Annotated in this window: 17 protein-coding genes and 1 tRNA gene; 10 read left to right on the top strand and 8 right to left on the bottom strand. The window is 39.0% G+C overall.

The window, feature by feature from the left end; genetic code table 11:
* Positions 1-124 precede the first annotated feature (124 nt).
* Positions 125-196, bottom strand: a tRNA-Val gene (locus KFZ58_RS07240).
* A 302-nt stretch (positions 197-498) separates the two neighbouring features.
* Between KFZ58_RS07240 and KFZ58_RS07235 the strand changes: the two genes are divergently transcribed.
* The 6 genes from KFZ58_RS07235 to KFZ58_RS07210 all read left to right on the top strand — a co-directional run bounded on the left by KFZ58_RS07235 (position 499) and on the right by KFZ58_RS07210 (position 6768).
* Positions 499-2181, top strand: a complete 1683-nt coding sequence (locus KFZ58_RS07235; protein ID WP_235794695.1) for an ABC transporter ATP-binding protein — start codon at positions 499-501, stop codon at positions 2179-2181.
* Positions 2171-3994 (top strand): ABC transporter ATP-binding protein, encoded by a 1824-nt coding sequence (locus KFZ58_RS07230; RefSeq protein WP_235794123.1) that lies wholly within the window; start codon positions 2171-2173, stop codon positions 3992-3994. The genes KFZ58_RS07235 and KFZ58_RS07230 overlap by 11 nt, the downstream gene beginning before the upstream one ends.
* Positions 3995-4066: 72 nt before the next feature.
* Positions 4067-4795 (top strand): alpha/beta hydrolase, encoded by a 729-nt coding sequence (locus tag KFZ58_RS07225; protein WP_235794122.1) that lies wholly within the window; start codon positions 4067-4069, stop codon positions 4793-4795.
* 166 nt (positions 4796-4961) lie between these two features.
* Positions 4962-5480 (top strand): YjcG family protein, encoded by a 519-nt coding sequence (locus KFZ58_RS07220; protein WP_235794121.1) that lies wholly within the window; start codon positions 4962-4964, stop codon positions 5478-5480.
* Positions 5477-5902, top strand: coding sequence for a GNAT family N-acetyltransferase (locus KFZ58_RS07215; protein WP_235794120.1), 426 nt, complete (start codon positions 5477-5479; stop codon positions 5900-5902). Before KFZ58_RS07220 ends, KFZ58_RS07215 begins: the two co-directional genes overlap by 4 nt.
* A gap of 158 nt (positions 5903-6060) precedes the next feature.
* Positions 6061-6768, top strand: coding sequence for a DUF421 domain-containing protein (locus KFZ58_RS07210; protein WP_235794119.1), 708 nt, complete (start codon positions 6061-6063; stop codon positions 6766-6768).
* A gap of 35 nt (positions 6769-6803) precedes the next feature.
* Here the strand turns inward: KFZ58_RS07210 and KFZ58_RS07205 are convergent, their stop codons facing one another.
* Positions 6804-7073 (bottom strand): hypothetical protein, encoded by a 270-nt coding sequence (locus KFZ58_RS07205; RefSeq protein ID WP_235794118.1) that lies wholly within the window; start codon positions 7071-7073, stop codon positions 6804-6806.
* A 123-nt stretch (positions 7074-7196) separates the two neighbouring features.
* Positions 7197-7412, bottom strand: a complete 216-nt coding sequence (locus KFZ58_RS07200) for a hypothetical protein (protein WP_235794117.1) — start codon at positions 7410-7412, stop codon at positions 7197-7199.
* Between the two features lie 194 nt (positions 7413-7606).
* On the opposite strand from KFZ58_RS07200, the gene KFZ58_RS07195 reads away from it, so the two are divergent.
* Positions 7607-8062, top strand: a complete 456-nt coding sequence (locus KFZ58_RS07195; protein ID WP_235794116.1) for a CotY/CotZ family spore coat protein — start codon at positions 7607-7609, stop codon at positions 8060-8062.
* A gap of 81 nt (positions 8063-8143) precedes the next feature.
* Here the strand turns inward: KFZ58_RS07195 and KFZ58_RS07190 are convergent, their stop codons facing one another.
* Together KFZ58_RS07190 and mgtE are read right to left on the bottom strand one after the other, a co-directional pair.
* The gene (locus KFZ58_RS07190) at positions 8144-8662 is read right to left on the bottom strand and encodes a CotO family spore coat protein (RefSeq protein WP_235794115.1); all 519 of its coding nucleotides are present in this window, start codon (positions 8660-8662) and stop codon (positions 8144-8146) included.
* A gap of 118 nt (positions 8663-8780) precedes the next feature.
* Entirely contained in the window at positions 8781-10151 is a 1371-nt protein-coding gene (gene mgtE / locus KFZ58_RS07185) for a magnesium transporter (protein ID WP_235794114.1), read from the bottom strand.
* 124 nt (positions 10152-10275) lie between these two features.
* On the opposite strand from mgtE, the gene prpE reads away from it, so the two are divergent.
* Positions 10276-11019: a bis(5'-nucleosyl)-tetraphosphatase PrpE gene (gene prpE / locus KFZ58_RS07180; protein WP_235794694.1), complete on the top strand. Its 744-nt coding sequence runs from the start codon at positions 10276-10278 to the stop codon at positions 11017-11019.
* On the opposite strand, the gene KFZ58_RS07175 is transcribed toward prpE, so the two are convergent.
* Genes KFZ58_RS07175 through yjbM form a run of 3 tightly spaced genes read right to left on the bottom strand, consistent with a single transcriptional unit; the run spans position 11000 to position 13350 of the window.
* Positions 11000-11902, bottom strand: a complete 903-nt coding sequence (locus tag KFZ58_RS07175; RefSeq protein WP_235794113.1) for an RluA family pseudouridine synthase — start codon at positions 11900-11902, stop codon at positions 11000-11002. The two genes, prpE and KFZ58_RS07175, sit on opposite strands and share 20 nt — an antisense overlap.
* Entirely contained in the window at positions 11899-12708 is an 810-nt protein-coding gene (locus tag KFZ58_RS07170; protein WP_235794112.1) for an NAD kinase, read from the bottom strand. The genes KFZ58_RS07175 and KFZ58_RS07170 overlap by 4 nt, the downstream gene beginning before the upstream one ends.
* A 33-nt stretch (positions 12709-12741) precedes the next feature.
* Positions 12742-13350: a GTP diphosphokinase gene (gene yjbM / locus KFZ58_RS07165; RefSeq protein WP_304956830.1), complete on the bottom strand. Its 609-nt coding sequence runs from the start codon at positions 13348-13350 to the stop codon at positions 12742-12744.
* A gap of 592 nt (positions 13351-13942) precedes the next feature.
* Between yjbM and KFZ58_RS07160 the strand changes: the two genes are divergently transcribed.
* The gene (locus tag KFZ58_RS07160; protein WP_235794110.1) at positions 13943-14512 is read left to right on the top strand and encodes a CYTH domain-containing protein; all 570 of its coding nucleotides are present in this window, start codon (positions 13943-13945) and stop codon (positions 14510-14512) included.
* 78 nt (positions 14513-14590) lie between these two features.
* The gene (locus KFZ58_RS07155) at positions 14591-14974 is read left to right on the top strand and encodes a globin domain-containing protein (RefSeq protein ID WP_235794109.1); all 384 of its coding nucleotides are present in this window, start codon (positions 14591-14593) and stop codon (positions 14972-14974) included.
* The last annotated feature ends 3 nt before the right edge of the window (positions 14975-14977 follow it).

Below are 14977 nucleotides of genomic sequence, written 5' to 3'. Positions count from 1 at the left end.
TTATATGGGCCTAGTTCTAATTAATCAATATTTTTGATTCTATCGATATGTTTATGAACGCAAAAACACCCCATTCATCTGTAAGTTTATACAGAAAAATAGAGTGTTTTTCGTTAAAATAAAATGAGCCGTACTGGATTTGAACCAGTGACCCCTTGCCTGTCAAGCAAGTATTCTCCCGCTGAACTAACGGCTCATAGAATATAGAATTCCCTAAGCTACGGAATCGGAATATGAAACTATCAACACTATTTACTATATATAATGAAACAATTTCTGTCAATAAAAAAATTCCTCGCTTATATCTCGAGATAACATATTTTTATCAGCGTCCCCCTCTTTTCATTCTCCCGCACCCATAAAAACACTTCGTCCCTCGAAATAAAAACTGGAAAAAATCCTGTTTACCAATTATAATGGTGAAAAATTGCTTAACTTTGATGGAGGTTACTTGTGAAGACTTTATCTCATTTGAAAGCCTATAAACTTCCGATCATCATGGCTTATACATTAATGCTTGTGGAACTTGCAGTGGAATTACTACTTCCCCTTTTCCTCGGATTAATGATTAATCAAGGTGTGATGAATCAGGATTTAAATAATATTCTTATGTGGGGCGCAATTATGATCGGTCTCGCATTTATTGCTTTAATAGCTGGAATTTTTAATTCGTTTTATTCGGCCCATGTAAGTTTTGCTTTTGGCTATGATATCCGACAGAAATTGTTTGAAAAGATTCAAGACTTTTCTTTCCGAAACCTGAATCAATATCCAACTTCCGCGCTTGTGACAAGGTTTACGAATGACGTGCGGCAAATTCAAAATACCTTATTTATGGCTCTACGCATTATGGCAAAGGCACCTTTACTTGTATTGGGTGGGGTTGTGATGGCATTTATTGTAAATGCCAAACTTGCAGTGGTCTTTCTAGTTACCGTACCGCTTCTTATTCTGTTTCTTTTATGGGTACTTAAATTCGCTGGTAAAATGTTTAAGAAGGTACAAGGTAATGTGGATAATGTGAATCGCGTTATGCAGGAGAACCTTGCCGGGATGCGGTTGATTAAAGCATTTGTCAGGCGCGGATTTGAGGAGAATCGGTTTATTAAGGCAAACAGCGATTTGGCAAACACAACCAAAACAACCTTTCGATTTGTTGAAGCTTCCATGCCTGTATTGTTGTTTGTTATGAACCTAAGCCTTATTTTCATCATCTGGTTTGGAAATGCACAAGCGTTCGCCGGCCAAACTTCTGTTGGTGAGGTTGTGACAATTGTCAACTACGCATTGCGTGTATCCATGTCCATCTCCATGTTTTCCTTTATCATTATGGCATTATCACGCACAAAAGCCTCGGCCGGACGTTTGGATGAGGTGTTTACATTGGATGTGGACCTGCAGGATCAACAAGATATAGATCAAAGACGAGCCGTTACGGACGGCAAAGTGGAGTATCAGCATGTATCCTTCAGCTACCCGGGGGCAGATGAGGGGACTTTAACAGATATCTCATTCACGCTACACCCAGGTGAAAAACTTGCCATTATTGGGGCCACAGGATCTGGAAAAACATCCTTGTTTCAGCTTCTGCCCCGACTTTATGATTTAGACAGTGGGGAAATTTTTATTGATGGGAAGCGAATTTCTTCCTATCTATTAGATAAACTTCGCGGCAGTATTGGTTATGTCCCACAAAGCCCGCTTCTTTTTACCGGGACAATCAAGGATAATATTGCATGGGGTAAAAAGGATGCTACATTTCAGGACATCATCCGTTCTGCAAAAGATGCGCAGATTCATGAAACGATTATGGAGCTACCTGATCAATATGAAACAAGAGTCGGTCAAAAAGGGGTTAACTTATCCGGTGGGCAAAAACAGCGTATTTCCATTGCCCGTGCGCTCATCCGTAATCCAAAAATTTTAATGCTTGATGATAGTACGAGTGCACTGGATCTAGCCACAGAATCACGGCTGCTTGAAGCTATCCAGCCTTATCAGTGCACGACATTAATCGTTACGCAAAAAGTATCTACAGCAAGGAGCGCAGACCGCATTTTACTACTAGATGACGGGGAAGTTCTCAACATCGGCTCCCATGAGGAATTAATGAAACAATCCGACCTCTATCGCAAAATTGTGGAGTCACAATTTGGAAAGGAGTATGCCAATGTCAAGTAATCCATTAAAAGCCCCTTTTCAATATAAAAAAGTTTCATTAGACGATGTTACGACAGATAATCAACGAAAAGCGAAAGACGTGAGTGGAACCATCAAGCGTATATGGAGCTATTTAGCTAGAGAAAAACGTAAGCTGACCCTTGTCATATTTATGGTAATGGCCAGCTCCGGATTAGCGCTTCTCGGTCCATTTATGGTTGGTATGGCGATCGATGACTATATCGTTACCCAGGAAAGTGCAGGGCTTGGTATGTTGCTAGTGGGGCTCATTTTTGTTTACCTGTTCCACTCGCTATCCATTTTCCTGCAAAACTTTTGGATGGTGGGTGTTGCACAAAATACGGTTTACTCCTTACGAGCGGACTTATTCCAGCAGTTTCATCGTTTGCCGATATCCTATTTTGATAAACGGCAGCACGGCGAATTAATGAGCCGCTTAACGAATGACATCGATAATGTGAACAACACACTAAACCAATCAGTTATCCAAATTTTTTCGAGTGTGTTAACGCTTGTAGGAACGATTATTGTCATGCTGTATCTTAGTCCCATATTAACTGCCGTAACTATGTCGATTATACCGGCAATGCTTTACGCCATACGGTGGATCACGAAACGTACCGGTCCCCTGTATAAATTGCAGCAGAAAGATATTGGGGATGTAAATGGCTATGTAGAGGAAGTTGTTTCAGGCCAGCATGTTGTAAAAACTTTCTCCCAGGAAGAACAGGTTATTGAAGCATTCGAGGAAAGAAATAACAAGCTCAAAAATACAGGATTTTGGGCACAAACCATTGCGGGATTTATTCCAAAAGTCATGAATATGTTAAACTTTCTAAGCTTTGGTTTAATCGCACTTGTTGGTGGTATTCTTGCCATTAATACAACGCTTGTGACAATTGGGGTCATCGTTATTTTCACCGAATATGCACGTCAATTCACCCGTCCCCTGAACGAACTTTCCAATCAGTTTAATGTGCTGCTTTCTGCGATTGCGGGTGCGGAGCGTGTATTTAATGTCATTGATGAGACGCAGGAAGAAACCGATGAAAACGCGGCAAAAACACTTTCTTCAACGAATGGTCATGTTACATTTGACAACGTGTCCTTCGCCTATGAAGAAACACCTATTTTAAAAAATATTAGCTTTGAAGCGCGTCCCGACGAAACAATTGCTTTTGTCGGACATACCGGCGCAGGAAAAACGACAATCATCAATTTGATCTCTCGCTTCTATAACTATGACAGTGGAAAAATAGCACTCGATGGAATTGATTTGAAAGACATCAAACGCTCCAGCCTAAGGCAACATATGGCATTTGTATTGCAGGATTCTTTCCTGTTTCATACCACGATCCGGGAAAATATTCGGTATGGTCGTTTGGATGCAACAGACGAGGATGTCATTCATGCCGCTAAGAATGCAAACGCGCATGAATTCATAAATAAGCTGTTAGATGGATACGACACGGTTCTTGACCAGGAAGGCAGTGGAATCAGCCAGGGTCAGAAACAGCTGTTAACAATTGCCAGGGCATTGCTCGCGGAACCGAAAATTCTTGTGCTGGATGAGGCTACTAGTAACATTGATACCATTACAGAATTGAAAATACAAGAAGCTTTAAAACGGCTAATGCTTGGAAGAACCAGCTTTGTTATTGCTCACCGTTTGAATACGATTCAAGAAGCGGATACAATTGTTATGATGGAGCATGGGGAAATCATTGAAAAAGGCAACCATGAAGAGTTGATTAGTCAGCGCGGGCGCTATTATCAATTATACAAAGGCCAATTATTAGAAAAAGCGAATTAATACCCCTATAATCAAATTAAATACGTCCAGCCAAAAAACTGGAAAAATCCTACTCTAATCGAGGTGTTTGTAATGGGCAGAAAAGGTACCATGATCGAAAAAGAAATAAAGAGTGACTATTTACATGAAACGATGACATTGAAATTGTATCAGCCTGAATCATTTTCTCCCCTATACAAGTATCATATTTGTATTATGCAAGACGGAGATGATTATTATCAGATGGGAAGAATTGCAACACTTAGTGACCGGTTGCATGATAGTGAGGAAATAACGAATACGGTACTAGTGGGCATTCATTACCAGAATAGATATGATCGCAAAGAAAAATATCATCCAAGCGGGGAGCAAAACGCGGCTTACATCAAGTTCCTGGTAAATGAGGTTGTTCCTTTACTGGACAGGGAACTTCCTACATACCATATGGGAAAGTCACGTGCATTAATGGGTGATTCCCTTGCCGGTACATTGGCATTTATGACAGCACTAAAATATCCGAACACATTCGGTAAAGTAATCATGCAATCCCCTTTAGTTGATGAAGAGGTACTAGATGCAGTTGAAAACGCGAAGGATATCTATTCCATTGATATATATCATACCATTGGTACAGAGGAAACCGCAGTAGATACGACAGATGATGGCAAAGTTGATTTTTTAACACCGAACCGACAATTAAAGAAGCTCTTGCAGGAAAAAGGAGCGTGTTATACGTATCATGAATTAGAAGAAGGCCAGCACACTTGGAAGTATTGGCAAAAGGACATGAAACGTGTGTTAACATCCATGTTTGGCGGCTAATTTTCAATGAATTTTAGAAAACTTGAAAAAATAACCTTCCTATTTAATAGGAATTTCTGTTATAATAAAATATAACCGATATTAAAATAGAAACCACACGAGCAACCATATCCATCATATAGCGTGAGACACGAAATAACCATTACTATTATAGGAGGTTTAAATGATGAAATACGGTATCGCTATTTTTCCATCAAAATCAGTTCAAGATGAAGCAAATTCATATCGAATGCGCTATGATCCTCGTTATGATTTAGTACCACCACATATTACGTTGAAGGAATCTTTTGAGGCGGATGATAAACAAATCGAAGAACTGGTGACAGAGCTGAAACATATAGCAAACGAGTTTGAACCTTTTACGATTAATGTGAACAAAGTCAGTACATTCTACCCTGTGACAAACACGATTTATTTAAAAGTAGAACCGATTCAAGAACTTATCGATCTAAATGAAAAGATGCAGCAAGGTAAGTTTCCTGAAAATCAGTCGTATTCCTTTGTTCCCCATATTACAGTCGCACAAGAGCTCGCTGATGATGAATATTCCGATGTATTTGGCAGCCTGAAAATGAAAAAGATCCAGTTTGATGATGAAATTGACCGTTTTCAATTGTTGTATCAGCTGGATAATGGCTCCTGGTCGGTGCATGAAACATTTGTATTTGGGAAGGAATACGTGTGAATATTAAAATAGCAGAAACAAATAAAGATATTGATCATGCCTATCATGTTCGTATGACCGTATTTGTTGATGAACAAAAAGTGCCTCCTGAAGAGGAAGTGGATGACCATGACAAAACATGTCTCCACTTTATTGGGTATGAGGATGAGAAGCCGATTGCAGCCAGCCGTCTTCGGTTTGTTGACAATTACGGAAAACTCGAGCGAATTTGTGTATTAAAAAATCACCGTGGCAAATCACATGGGACAGAGATCATCGATAAAATGGAAGAGATAATTTCAAACAAAGGCTATGCTAAATCAAAATTGAACGCACAAACACATGCAGTGAATTTTTACCAGCACTTAGGCTATGAAGTTATATCCGGTGAATTTATGGATGCAGGTATTCCGCATGTAACCATGATTAAGCATTTACCCTAACAATTAGGTCGACTAAATAGGATACGAAATCCCCTTGCTAAACGCGAAAAAAGAGTTCGTTATACAACATAACGGGCTCTTTTTTTGCTGTCCTAAAATGAATGACTTCTATGCTCTTTGGTAAAGCTAAAATGAAAATGTTAAAAGGGGGCGCAGCAATGCAAGATTATTTACCAATGCTTTGGGATACCTTATTTGGTTTCTTTGCCTTATTTTTAGTGACAAAAATACTAGGAAAAACACAGATTTCACAATTAACCCCATTTGATTTTATTGCAGGCCTGATTTTAGGGGAACTTGTTGGTAATGCATTATTTGACGAGAAAGCCGGCATACCTGAAATAGCATTCGTGGTTACTTTATGGGCAGTTTTATTATACATTACAGAAATAATCACACAAAAATTTAAAAGAACTCGTGCACTAATAGAAGGAAGTCCAGCGATTGTTATTTACAATGGTAAATTAATTCGTGATACCATGAAAAAGAATAAACTTGATGTTAATCAGCTGAAAAATTTACTGCGTGGGAAAGATGTTTTCTCTATTCAAGAGGTAGAATATGCCATCCTGGAAGTAAATGGGACAGTATCTGTGTTGCGAAAGTCGGCTTTTCAAACTCCTACAAAGGGCGATATTAATGTATCACCACAAGAGGTCAAACTCCCTACAACCCTTATCAATGATGGGGAAATTATTTATGATAATCTCAAGGAAAAGAATCTCAACGAAGAATGGCTACTGGAACAACTAAAAGAGCAGGATTTCAACACTGCTGAAGACGTGTTTTATGCAGAATATACGAAGGATAAAAAGCTGTTCGTATTACCATTTGTAAATCGAAATCATGATAAATATGATGTCTAAACGCTCGCTTCATCCTGGCGTGACTGCGTGGACATCTATACACTTTCACTAAAGTGCTGCCCTTTCCCTGTGATCTTTCCATACAGTTGCTCAGAACGTGGATATTTAGGCATGGGATGTTGCGGCTGATCACTTTGATACGAATGATGAAATCGTTCATATTCCTTTTTTATTTCCTGATGTTGCTTTTCTAATACTACTTTAAATGTCTTCTCCACATAATTGGGAAACCTCCGCCTGTCTTCATTGATACGGTTTTGATAATCATTATATTGGTAATGTGTTACCGGTAAAATATATCCCATCGTAATCATCCTTTGGAAAAGACTTTTAAAAGGGCATTTTCATATTCATTTAACTATACCCTATTTTAAGAAAAATATGCCACTTTTCTTATTTATAATGAAGAAAAGTGGCTGAAATGATGTTTAAAACCAGAAGGGCCTTCGTTCAGGCTTATTTTCACTGCTTTCTTCTTTATCATCATCGTCTTTATGGTCTGATGATTCTACATTTTCTGTGCGTTCACCTCTCGGCCCGAAGAAGAATGGGTCACGGCGTTCATGACGTGGTCGTACAATATGGACGTTATCCGCTTTAATCACTAAATCTTTAACATGGATAACTTGTTTTTTATCAGACACTTGAATCACTCCTCCAACTAATATCGATCGTTATTAGTCTATGTTATTTTGTTACACTAGGTGTGGTCATCCGCCCGTAAAGATAGTTGGTTAAATATCTTGATAAATAAGTTGAACGCCCACACAATCCATGCCTTAACACATATTCTATTAAAGACAACTAAGTCAATACACTTTGGAAGGGGTTATAATTCATGGGTTGTGGAAAAGATTATGGCACAGGTAACTGTGTATGTGATATTTTAAGAGAGATTTCGGAGGCACAGAGTGATGTCGTAGAGAATTGCTGTGACACAAGTTGCGAACAATCGATCAACGATTTGCTAGGTGAATCAGAAAATAATAACGGTTTGGATACAGTACCAGTCATCTTATATTGTAAAGATGGTTGCAAACCATTTAAAGGATATGGTGCTAACCCGAACGATATTGGTGACATAACATCCAGCTTCTACTTTAGGGTGAAAAAAGTAACAAAAGATTGCTGTGCAACACTTGAACTATTAAGAGATCCGAAAGATGGAAACAGAGATCCTAAAAGCCCGTGTGAGCAAGATACTAAACCATTACTTGCCACTGGAATCTGCATGACTGTAGATCTCGATTGCTTCTGTCATGTTACTTGTCTGCCAGCAATAAACGCACTTTAATAAATAAGGCAGTAATGATTGTATAAAAAATACACCATTGAAAAGGAGGAGCCTTTCCCCCTTTCCCTGGTGTATTTTTTATTAAAAACCTAACAATCGAATCGATATGATTTCTTCCATTGGAACTGCCGTACTGGAGGCACGCTTACCTATTCGAATAAATACATCATCATCTTTTGAGTCCGTAATTACACCACGGTAGCTCCTTTTCTCCGTTTTAACTTCACACCTTAATTTCGGTGCATACTCCGGGGTGTCTACAAAATAAGCGACCTTCTCTTTCAATGTCATATCCTTAAATTTTTTTTCGTCTTTTTCTTCATCCACTATTACTTCATCATCATTATCTTCTTCACTTTCGTTTGTTTCAGTTTCAGATTCCATTTCATCAGAATAAAGTGCTTCTTCCTTGTAAAAACTTCGATTCAGTGGCTTTTTCAGAACAGATTGTGCCTTTGGAGTTGCTGCATAAGCATCTACTTCCTTATTTCGCCTTCTTTGAGGTGACGTATAGTTATGCTGCATCGGTGCTTTTGGTGTTTGTGCAGATGGCTGATGAATGTATAACAATGGATCCTTCGCAAATTTCTTCTTTCCCATTCGATAATCTCTCCTTTATAAAATGCGTCAACTTATTATATGAACCCAGGATTTGAAATGTGTTCATGGTGTAGGTGTGAGCAAAAAAGCACCTCCCTAAAGAGGTGCTTCCTCCATTTCAAATCAAATAATCCATAAACGCTGTTGCCATGCCGAAATAAATCAAAATGGAAATAATGTCATTGATCGTTGTGATAAACGGCCCTGATGCTACGGCCGGGTCAATTTTAAAACGGTGTATTAACATCGGGATTAATGATCCTGCTAATGTGGCTACAATGAGTGTTGCCATAATAGAAATGCCTACTAATAAACCTAAAAATATATCACCCTGCCACAAATAAATAACGATTGTAATCACGATTCCACATACCGTACCGGTGATCAATCCAGTAGTCGCTTCACGTAAAATCAGTTTGGCTTTCTTCTGTTTTCCATAGTCACCAGTTGCAAGTCCTCGTACAGCGACTGCTAAAGCCTGGGTACCTGTATTTCCAGCCATCCCGGCAATTAATGGAATAAATATAGCTAATACGGCAACTTGATCAAGGGTAGCCTCAAATTGTCCGATTAGACTTGCGGTAAACATGCCTAAAAATAATAGGATAACCAGCCATGGGAGGCGCTTTTTTGCTGAATTAAACGCACTGTCATAACGACTGTCTGTATCAGCTACAGCTGCCAGCCTGGAATAGTCTTCGCTTGCTTCCTCTTCCATAACGTCCAGAATATCGTCAACGGTAATAATGCCAAGTAAATGATTTTGAAAATCAACAACCGGAAGTGCAAGAAAATCATAATCCCGAATCATTTGCGCAACCTCTTCTTGATCTTTCCCCACTGATACGGAGACAATTTTCTCACTCATCACCGCTTCAATACGGACATCATCCTCTGCTATAATTAAATCACGTAAGGAGAGCACACCGACTAAACGCTTATCTTCATCCAAAATATAGAGATAATAAATTGTTTCTGCGTCCGGGGCCTCCTCTTTTAATTGATGCATGGCTTGTTTAACCGTCTTCGTTTTCATAATGGCTATAAATTCAGTCGTCATGATACTTCCGGCTGTTTTCTCTTCATAATGAAGCAATTGTTTAATTTCATCTGCGGAAGCTTTGTCCATAATTGTTAAGAAGCTAGCCACCTGATCTTTGTCCAGTTCATTTAGTATATCCACAGCGTTATCTGCTGCCATTTCCGCTAATACCATCGATGCGAAGCGTGGATCCATCTCCGCGAAAAATATTTTCGTATCGTCTAACTCCATGTTTTCCATAATTTCTGCTATTTCTTCTGGAGATAAATAGGTATATATTTGCAGACGAATTTCTTTTTCTTGTTCGAAAAAAAACACTGCTTGATCATATGGATGTAAATCCAGAAATTCAACACGAAAATCTGTCATTTGCTCATTTTTTAATGCTATTTGCAGCTTTTTCCAATGTTCCCCATACTTTATATCATCGTTTTCTTTGGATTCCATTTAATCACATCCTTTCAGGCAAGAAAAATGATCTAAAATCATGTACACTTTAATCATACACTTATTTTAATCGGGGTTAGAATTACCCGATCCTTCTAAAAACAAAACAAGGTGGAAATATATGATGAAAATAGATGTTATTGGTGATGTACATGGCTGTATAAATGAGTTGCATAAACTATTTAAAACATTAGGCTATCAGAAACAGGATACGATTTACATCCATCCTGATGCAAGAATTCCTGTGTTTCTAGGTGACATCACCGACAGAGGCCCTGCTTCGCTTCAGGTTATCAAGCTTGTGTATGATATGGTCATCGTACACAATAAAGGAAAATATGTACCTGGAAACCATTGCAATAAGTTATATCGTTACTTCCTGGGAAACAATGTTCAAGTACGCCACGGTCTGGAGACAACTGTCGCAGAATACAAAGCTCTTGGCAAAAGTGAACAGGAGCTTATAAAAACAAAGTTCATGACTTTGGTTGAGCAAGCCCCTCTCTACCTGCAGCTTCCTGAAGTGCAGGCAATTGTAGCACATGCCGGGATAAAAGAATCCTATATTGGGCGAACAGATAAAAAAGTAGAAAGCTTTGTTCTTTATGGTGATGTTACTGGTAATTTTGACGAGAATGGCCGTCCTATACGCGGAGACTGGGCGCAGGATTATCATGGCAGCAGATGGGTCGTGTACGGACACACCCCTGTTATGAAACCGCGAATCGTAAACAAAACGATTAACATCGATACAGGTTGTGTATTCGGTAATGCGTTAAGCGCCTTTCGCTTGCCCGAAGAAAAAATAGTAGCCGTTCCCTCAAAACAAGCCTATGTGGCAGATAAATTTAAGTCCTTTCCATTTTAATCAGCCTTTTCATGTCCTTTAAAAGGGGTGCATGAAATAACATGATTTCCTTTGTCGATGGATGTTCCACGCTAAGCTCAAAACAATGCAATGCCTGCCGTGCTATTTTTTCTGTAGATCCGCCATACAAATCATCTCCGGCAATCGGATGGGCAAAATTGGAAAAGTGTACACGGATTTGATGCGTCCTGCCTGTGTCCAATTCGATCTCGATCAAAGAATGATTCAGGTACTCGCAAATCACCTTGTAATGCGTCACTGCTCTTTTCCCTGCCTCTGTTACTGTACGTTCAATTATCGAATTTTCTTTCCGTACAATAGGGGCATCTATCGTCCCTTCTTTCTTCGTGAGATGCCCTTCGATAACGGCTTTATATTTCCGTTTCACTTTTCCGGATTTGTGGGAAGCAGAAAGCAATGAATGACTTAATTGATGCTTTGCTATTAAAACAAGTCCGGATGTATCCATATCGAGCCTTGTAACAATATGGACCGTGTAAGGGATGTTGTTCTTATTATAATAACCTAACAATCCATTTGCAATCGTACCTGACGGGTGATTAATAGATGGAAGGGTCGGAATTCCAGCAGGCTTGTCAATTACGATGATATAATCATCTTCATATACAATTATAAGCTCCATTACTTCCGGTTTTATATTATTTCCAATCATCTCTTCAGGAAATTGTACATGCAAGCGATCGCCAGCTGATAAACAATAACGCACATTTTTCATAGATCCATTGACTAAAATTTTACCACCATCAAATTTTATTGTTTTTATCATTCTTCTTGAAAACCCTTGGTACATTCGCAAATAATCACGTATAATCATGCCGTCATGTTCATGATTAATGATCCACTTCAATTCATTTCCGCTCATATCGAATTGTCATCGTCTGCTACGAATGAATCTCGTACCCTGTTCCAAAATGGAAAAGGCCTGAATCGTGCAAATCGCACCCTTTCTTTTGCCACTCGGCATTGAATGGATTTTACATTCGTGAAATTTGCTGTAAAATGATCAATCGCGATTAGGAAGCTCCTGTCAACCATCGGCTCAAGTAATGCAGTATGATGCTTTGGCAAAATTAATGGTGAACCGATCGTTCGGAAAACACGATTATTTATGGAGGCCATTTCGGTAAGCTGTATCGCTTCAAGTGATGGATGGATGATTCCTCCACCAAGCGCTTTATTGTATGCGGTGCTTCCTGAAGGCGTTGAGACACATAAACCATCCCCACGAAACGTTTCGAAATGTTCTCCCTTTATTTTTACATCAAATACAACCGAGCCTTCTGTCGTCTTAATCATCGTTTCGTTCAAGGCAAGAAAACGATCTTCTTTTCCACCTGATTTGGGACGTATAATTACTTCCAATAATGGATATTCCACAATCTGATATGGTGTCTTTGCAATCTCAATAATTAATTTCTCGACTTCCTCCGGTGTCCAATCCGCATAAAAGCCCAAGTGTCCTGTATGTACACCAATAAAAGCAGTCGATTCCAAGCGATGTACATATCTGTGAAAGGCCTCAAGAAATGTTCCATCCCCACCGACTGAAATGACAATATCCGGTTCTTTCCTGTCATATTCTAAATGAAACTCGGTTAGATATTGCTTCATTGTTGCTTTAATCGCATTGGATTTGTCGTCACCTTTTGATACAATTTTAAATTTCATTTACTCCCCTCCCCTTCGTTTCTTGACTTTTACTTACTTCCGATGGAAAATTCGTTTTGCTTCCTGTACTTCATTTTTAATTTTGGACATTTCTTCATCTAATTTAAAAGCCGCTTCTGCAGCACGCTGCAATCTTTCCTTGACTTCTTTGGGTATTCTTCCTCTGTATTTATAATTTAAGGAATGTTCATTTGTCGCCCAAAAGTTCATTGCCAATGTGCGTATTTGAATCTCCGCAATTATCATTTTAACTCCCATAATTGTTTCAACCGGGTATTCGATAATCATGTGATACGAGCGATAACCACTATCTTTCTTTTCGGATACATAATCTTTTTCTTCAATAATAGCTAAATCATTTCGTGTCCGAAGCATCGTAACTATGGTATATATATCATCGACGAATTGACAGACTACACGAACTCCCGCGATATCCTGCATATCTCTTTCTATATTTTCCAGTGGTATTTGTCTCACTTCAGCTTTTTCCAATATGCTGGCAACCGGTTTTACCCTGCCTGTAACAAATTCAATCGGTGAATCACTGGGTTCATATTCAAATTGTCTCCGCATTCCTTTTAATTTCACTTTCAATTCTTCAACAACTTGTGCATATGGCGCAAGTATCGCGTTCCAATTCAAATCATCACCGCCTATCATTCATATCAAACCCATTTTACCATAACAAATGAAAATGGCTAATCATTGCATATGCTCCTATTTTTGTCCATAATCAATACTAGCCTATTATGCCTAGGCTCTTTTCATAAGTATTATTGCTTTTAAAACTTCGCAGTTGAAAGAAACTGCGATGTAACTTGCAATTAAGATTGATGCTTTTACCCACCGCTACGGAAATACATTCCGCTTTCCGCGGGCGGCTGATGAGCCTCCTCGAGCTACGCTCTGCGGGGTCTCACCGTAGCCTTTAGCTCCCGCAGGAGTCTCCATGTATTTCCTTCGCTGGTGTTGTGCCTATTAAAATCCAGCTACAGATATCCACTTTTGATAGTTGATTGGAGCGGAGGACCGTTGACTCCTGCGGGAAAAGCACGTGTCTGAAGACCCCGCAGCGGTGGTCTTCCGCGAGGAGGCTGAAGCCGTGCCCTAAGGTGCGCAACGGTCCGGAGCGGAAATCAACAAGCACTTACGTCGCAATCTATATCTTATGCGTCGAAATCAACAATCTTTTAGAAATAGCCTATTATGCATTAATTTACGAGGAGATCTAATAATGACACAAGAAATTGAAATTGAATATAAAAATTTACTAACGAAAGATGAGTATGATCGTCTATTATACAACTTACCTTTTCCTGAATATAGCAAAACGCAAACAAATTATTATTTTGAAACAACTGATTTTGCATTGAACAAAAATGGATGCGCTCTAAGAATAAGGGAAAAAGACGGTGTGTATCAGTTAACCTTAAAAGAACCTCACAAAGATGGGCTGCTTGAAACGCATGATTCATTAACAGAAAAGGAAGCAGACGATTGGATACAAGGAAATATCATTGCAAAAACGAATACGACAAAGCAATTGAAAAATAAAGCTATTCCCCCGGAAAACCTTCATTATTATGGAAGTTTGACAACAAAACGGCATGAATTAGAGGACAAGGACATAGTTATTGTACTAGACTATAGTACATTCAATGGCAGGGAAGACTATGAGCTGGAAGTGGAAGCAGCATCTCAGGAAATTGGTATAGAAGCATTCGAAACTTTGCTAAAAGAACATAATATACAAAAAAGGGACACCCCAAATAAAATTGAACGATTTTTTCAAACAATATTGTGAGTAGGAAAATCAGATAAGTTGCTCCCAGGTCGCTCTGTTGCTACAATATAATATACAAACCAGCAAGGAGAATTTGTAATGCAGATTGAACACGGAAGTCTATTCGAAGCTATTGGTGGCTTTAATCAAATAGATAAACTTGTAACTTCATTTTATAAACGTGTCGGCCAACATCCGTTATTGATCCCTATTTTCCCTGATGATTTAACCGAAACAGCCAGAAAGCAGCGATTATTTTTAACTCAATTTTTCGGAGGGCCTAAGCTTTATTCCGAAGAGCGCGGTCATCCAATGATGCGAAGACGCCATTTACCTTTTCCAATAACGCCGGCAAGAAGAGATGCCTGGCTTGCATGTATGGAAGAGGCACTACACGCGTCTGAAATAGAAGAACCCTATCGTACAGCTATATTTGAAAAGTTAAGCTTGACAGCAAACCACATGATGAACACACCGGAATAAGAG

Origin of the sequence: Virgibacillus sp. NKC19-16, assembly GCF_021560035.1 — a bacterium.
Classification (GTDB): domain Bacteria; phylum Bacillota; class Bacilli; order Bacillales; family Amphibacillaceae; genus Virgibacillus_L; species Virgibacillus_L salidurans.
The sequence above is the reverse complement of the archived record's forward strand: the minus strand, read 5'-3'. Positions and strand labels throughout refer to the sequence as shown.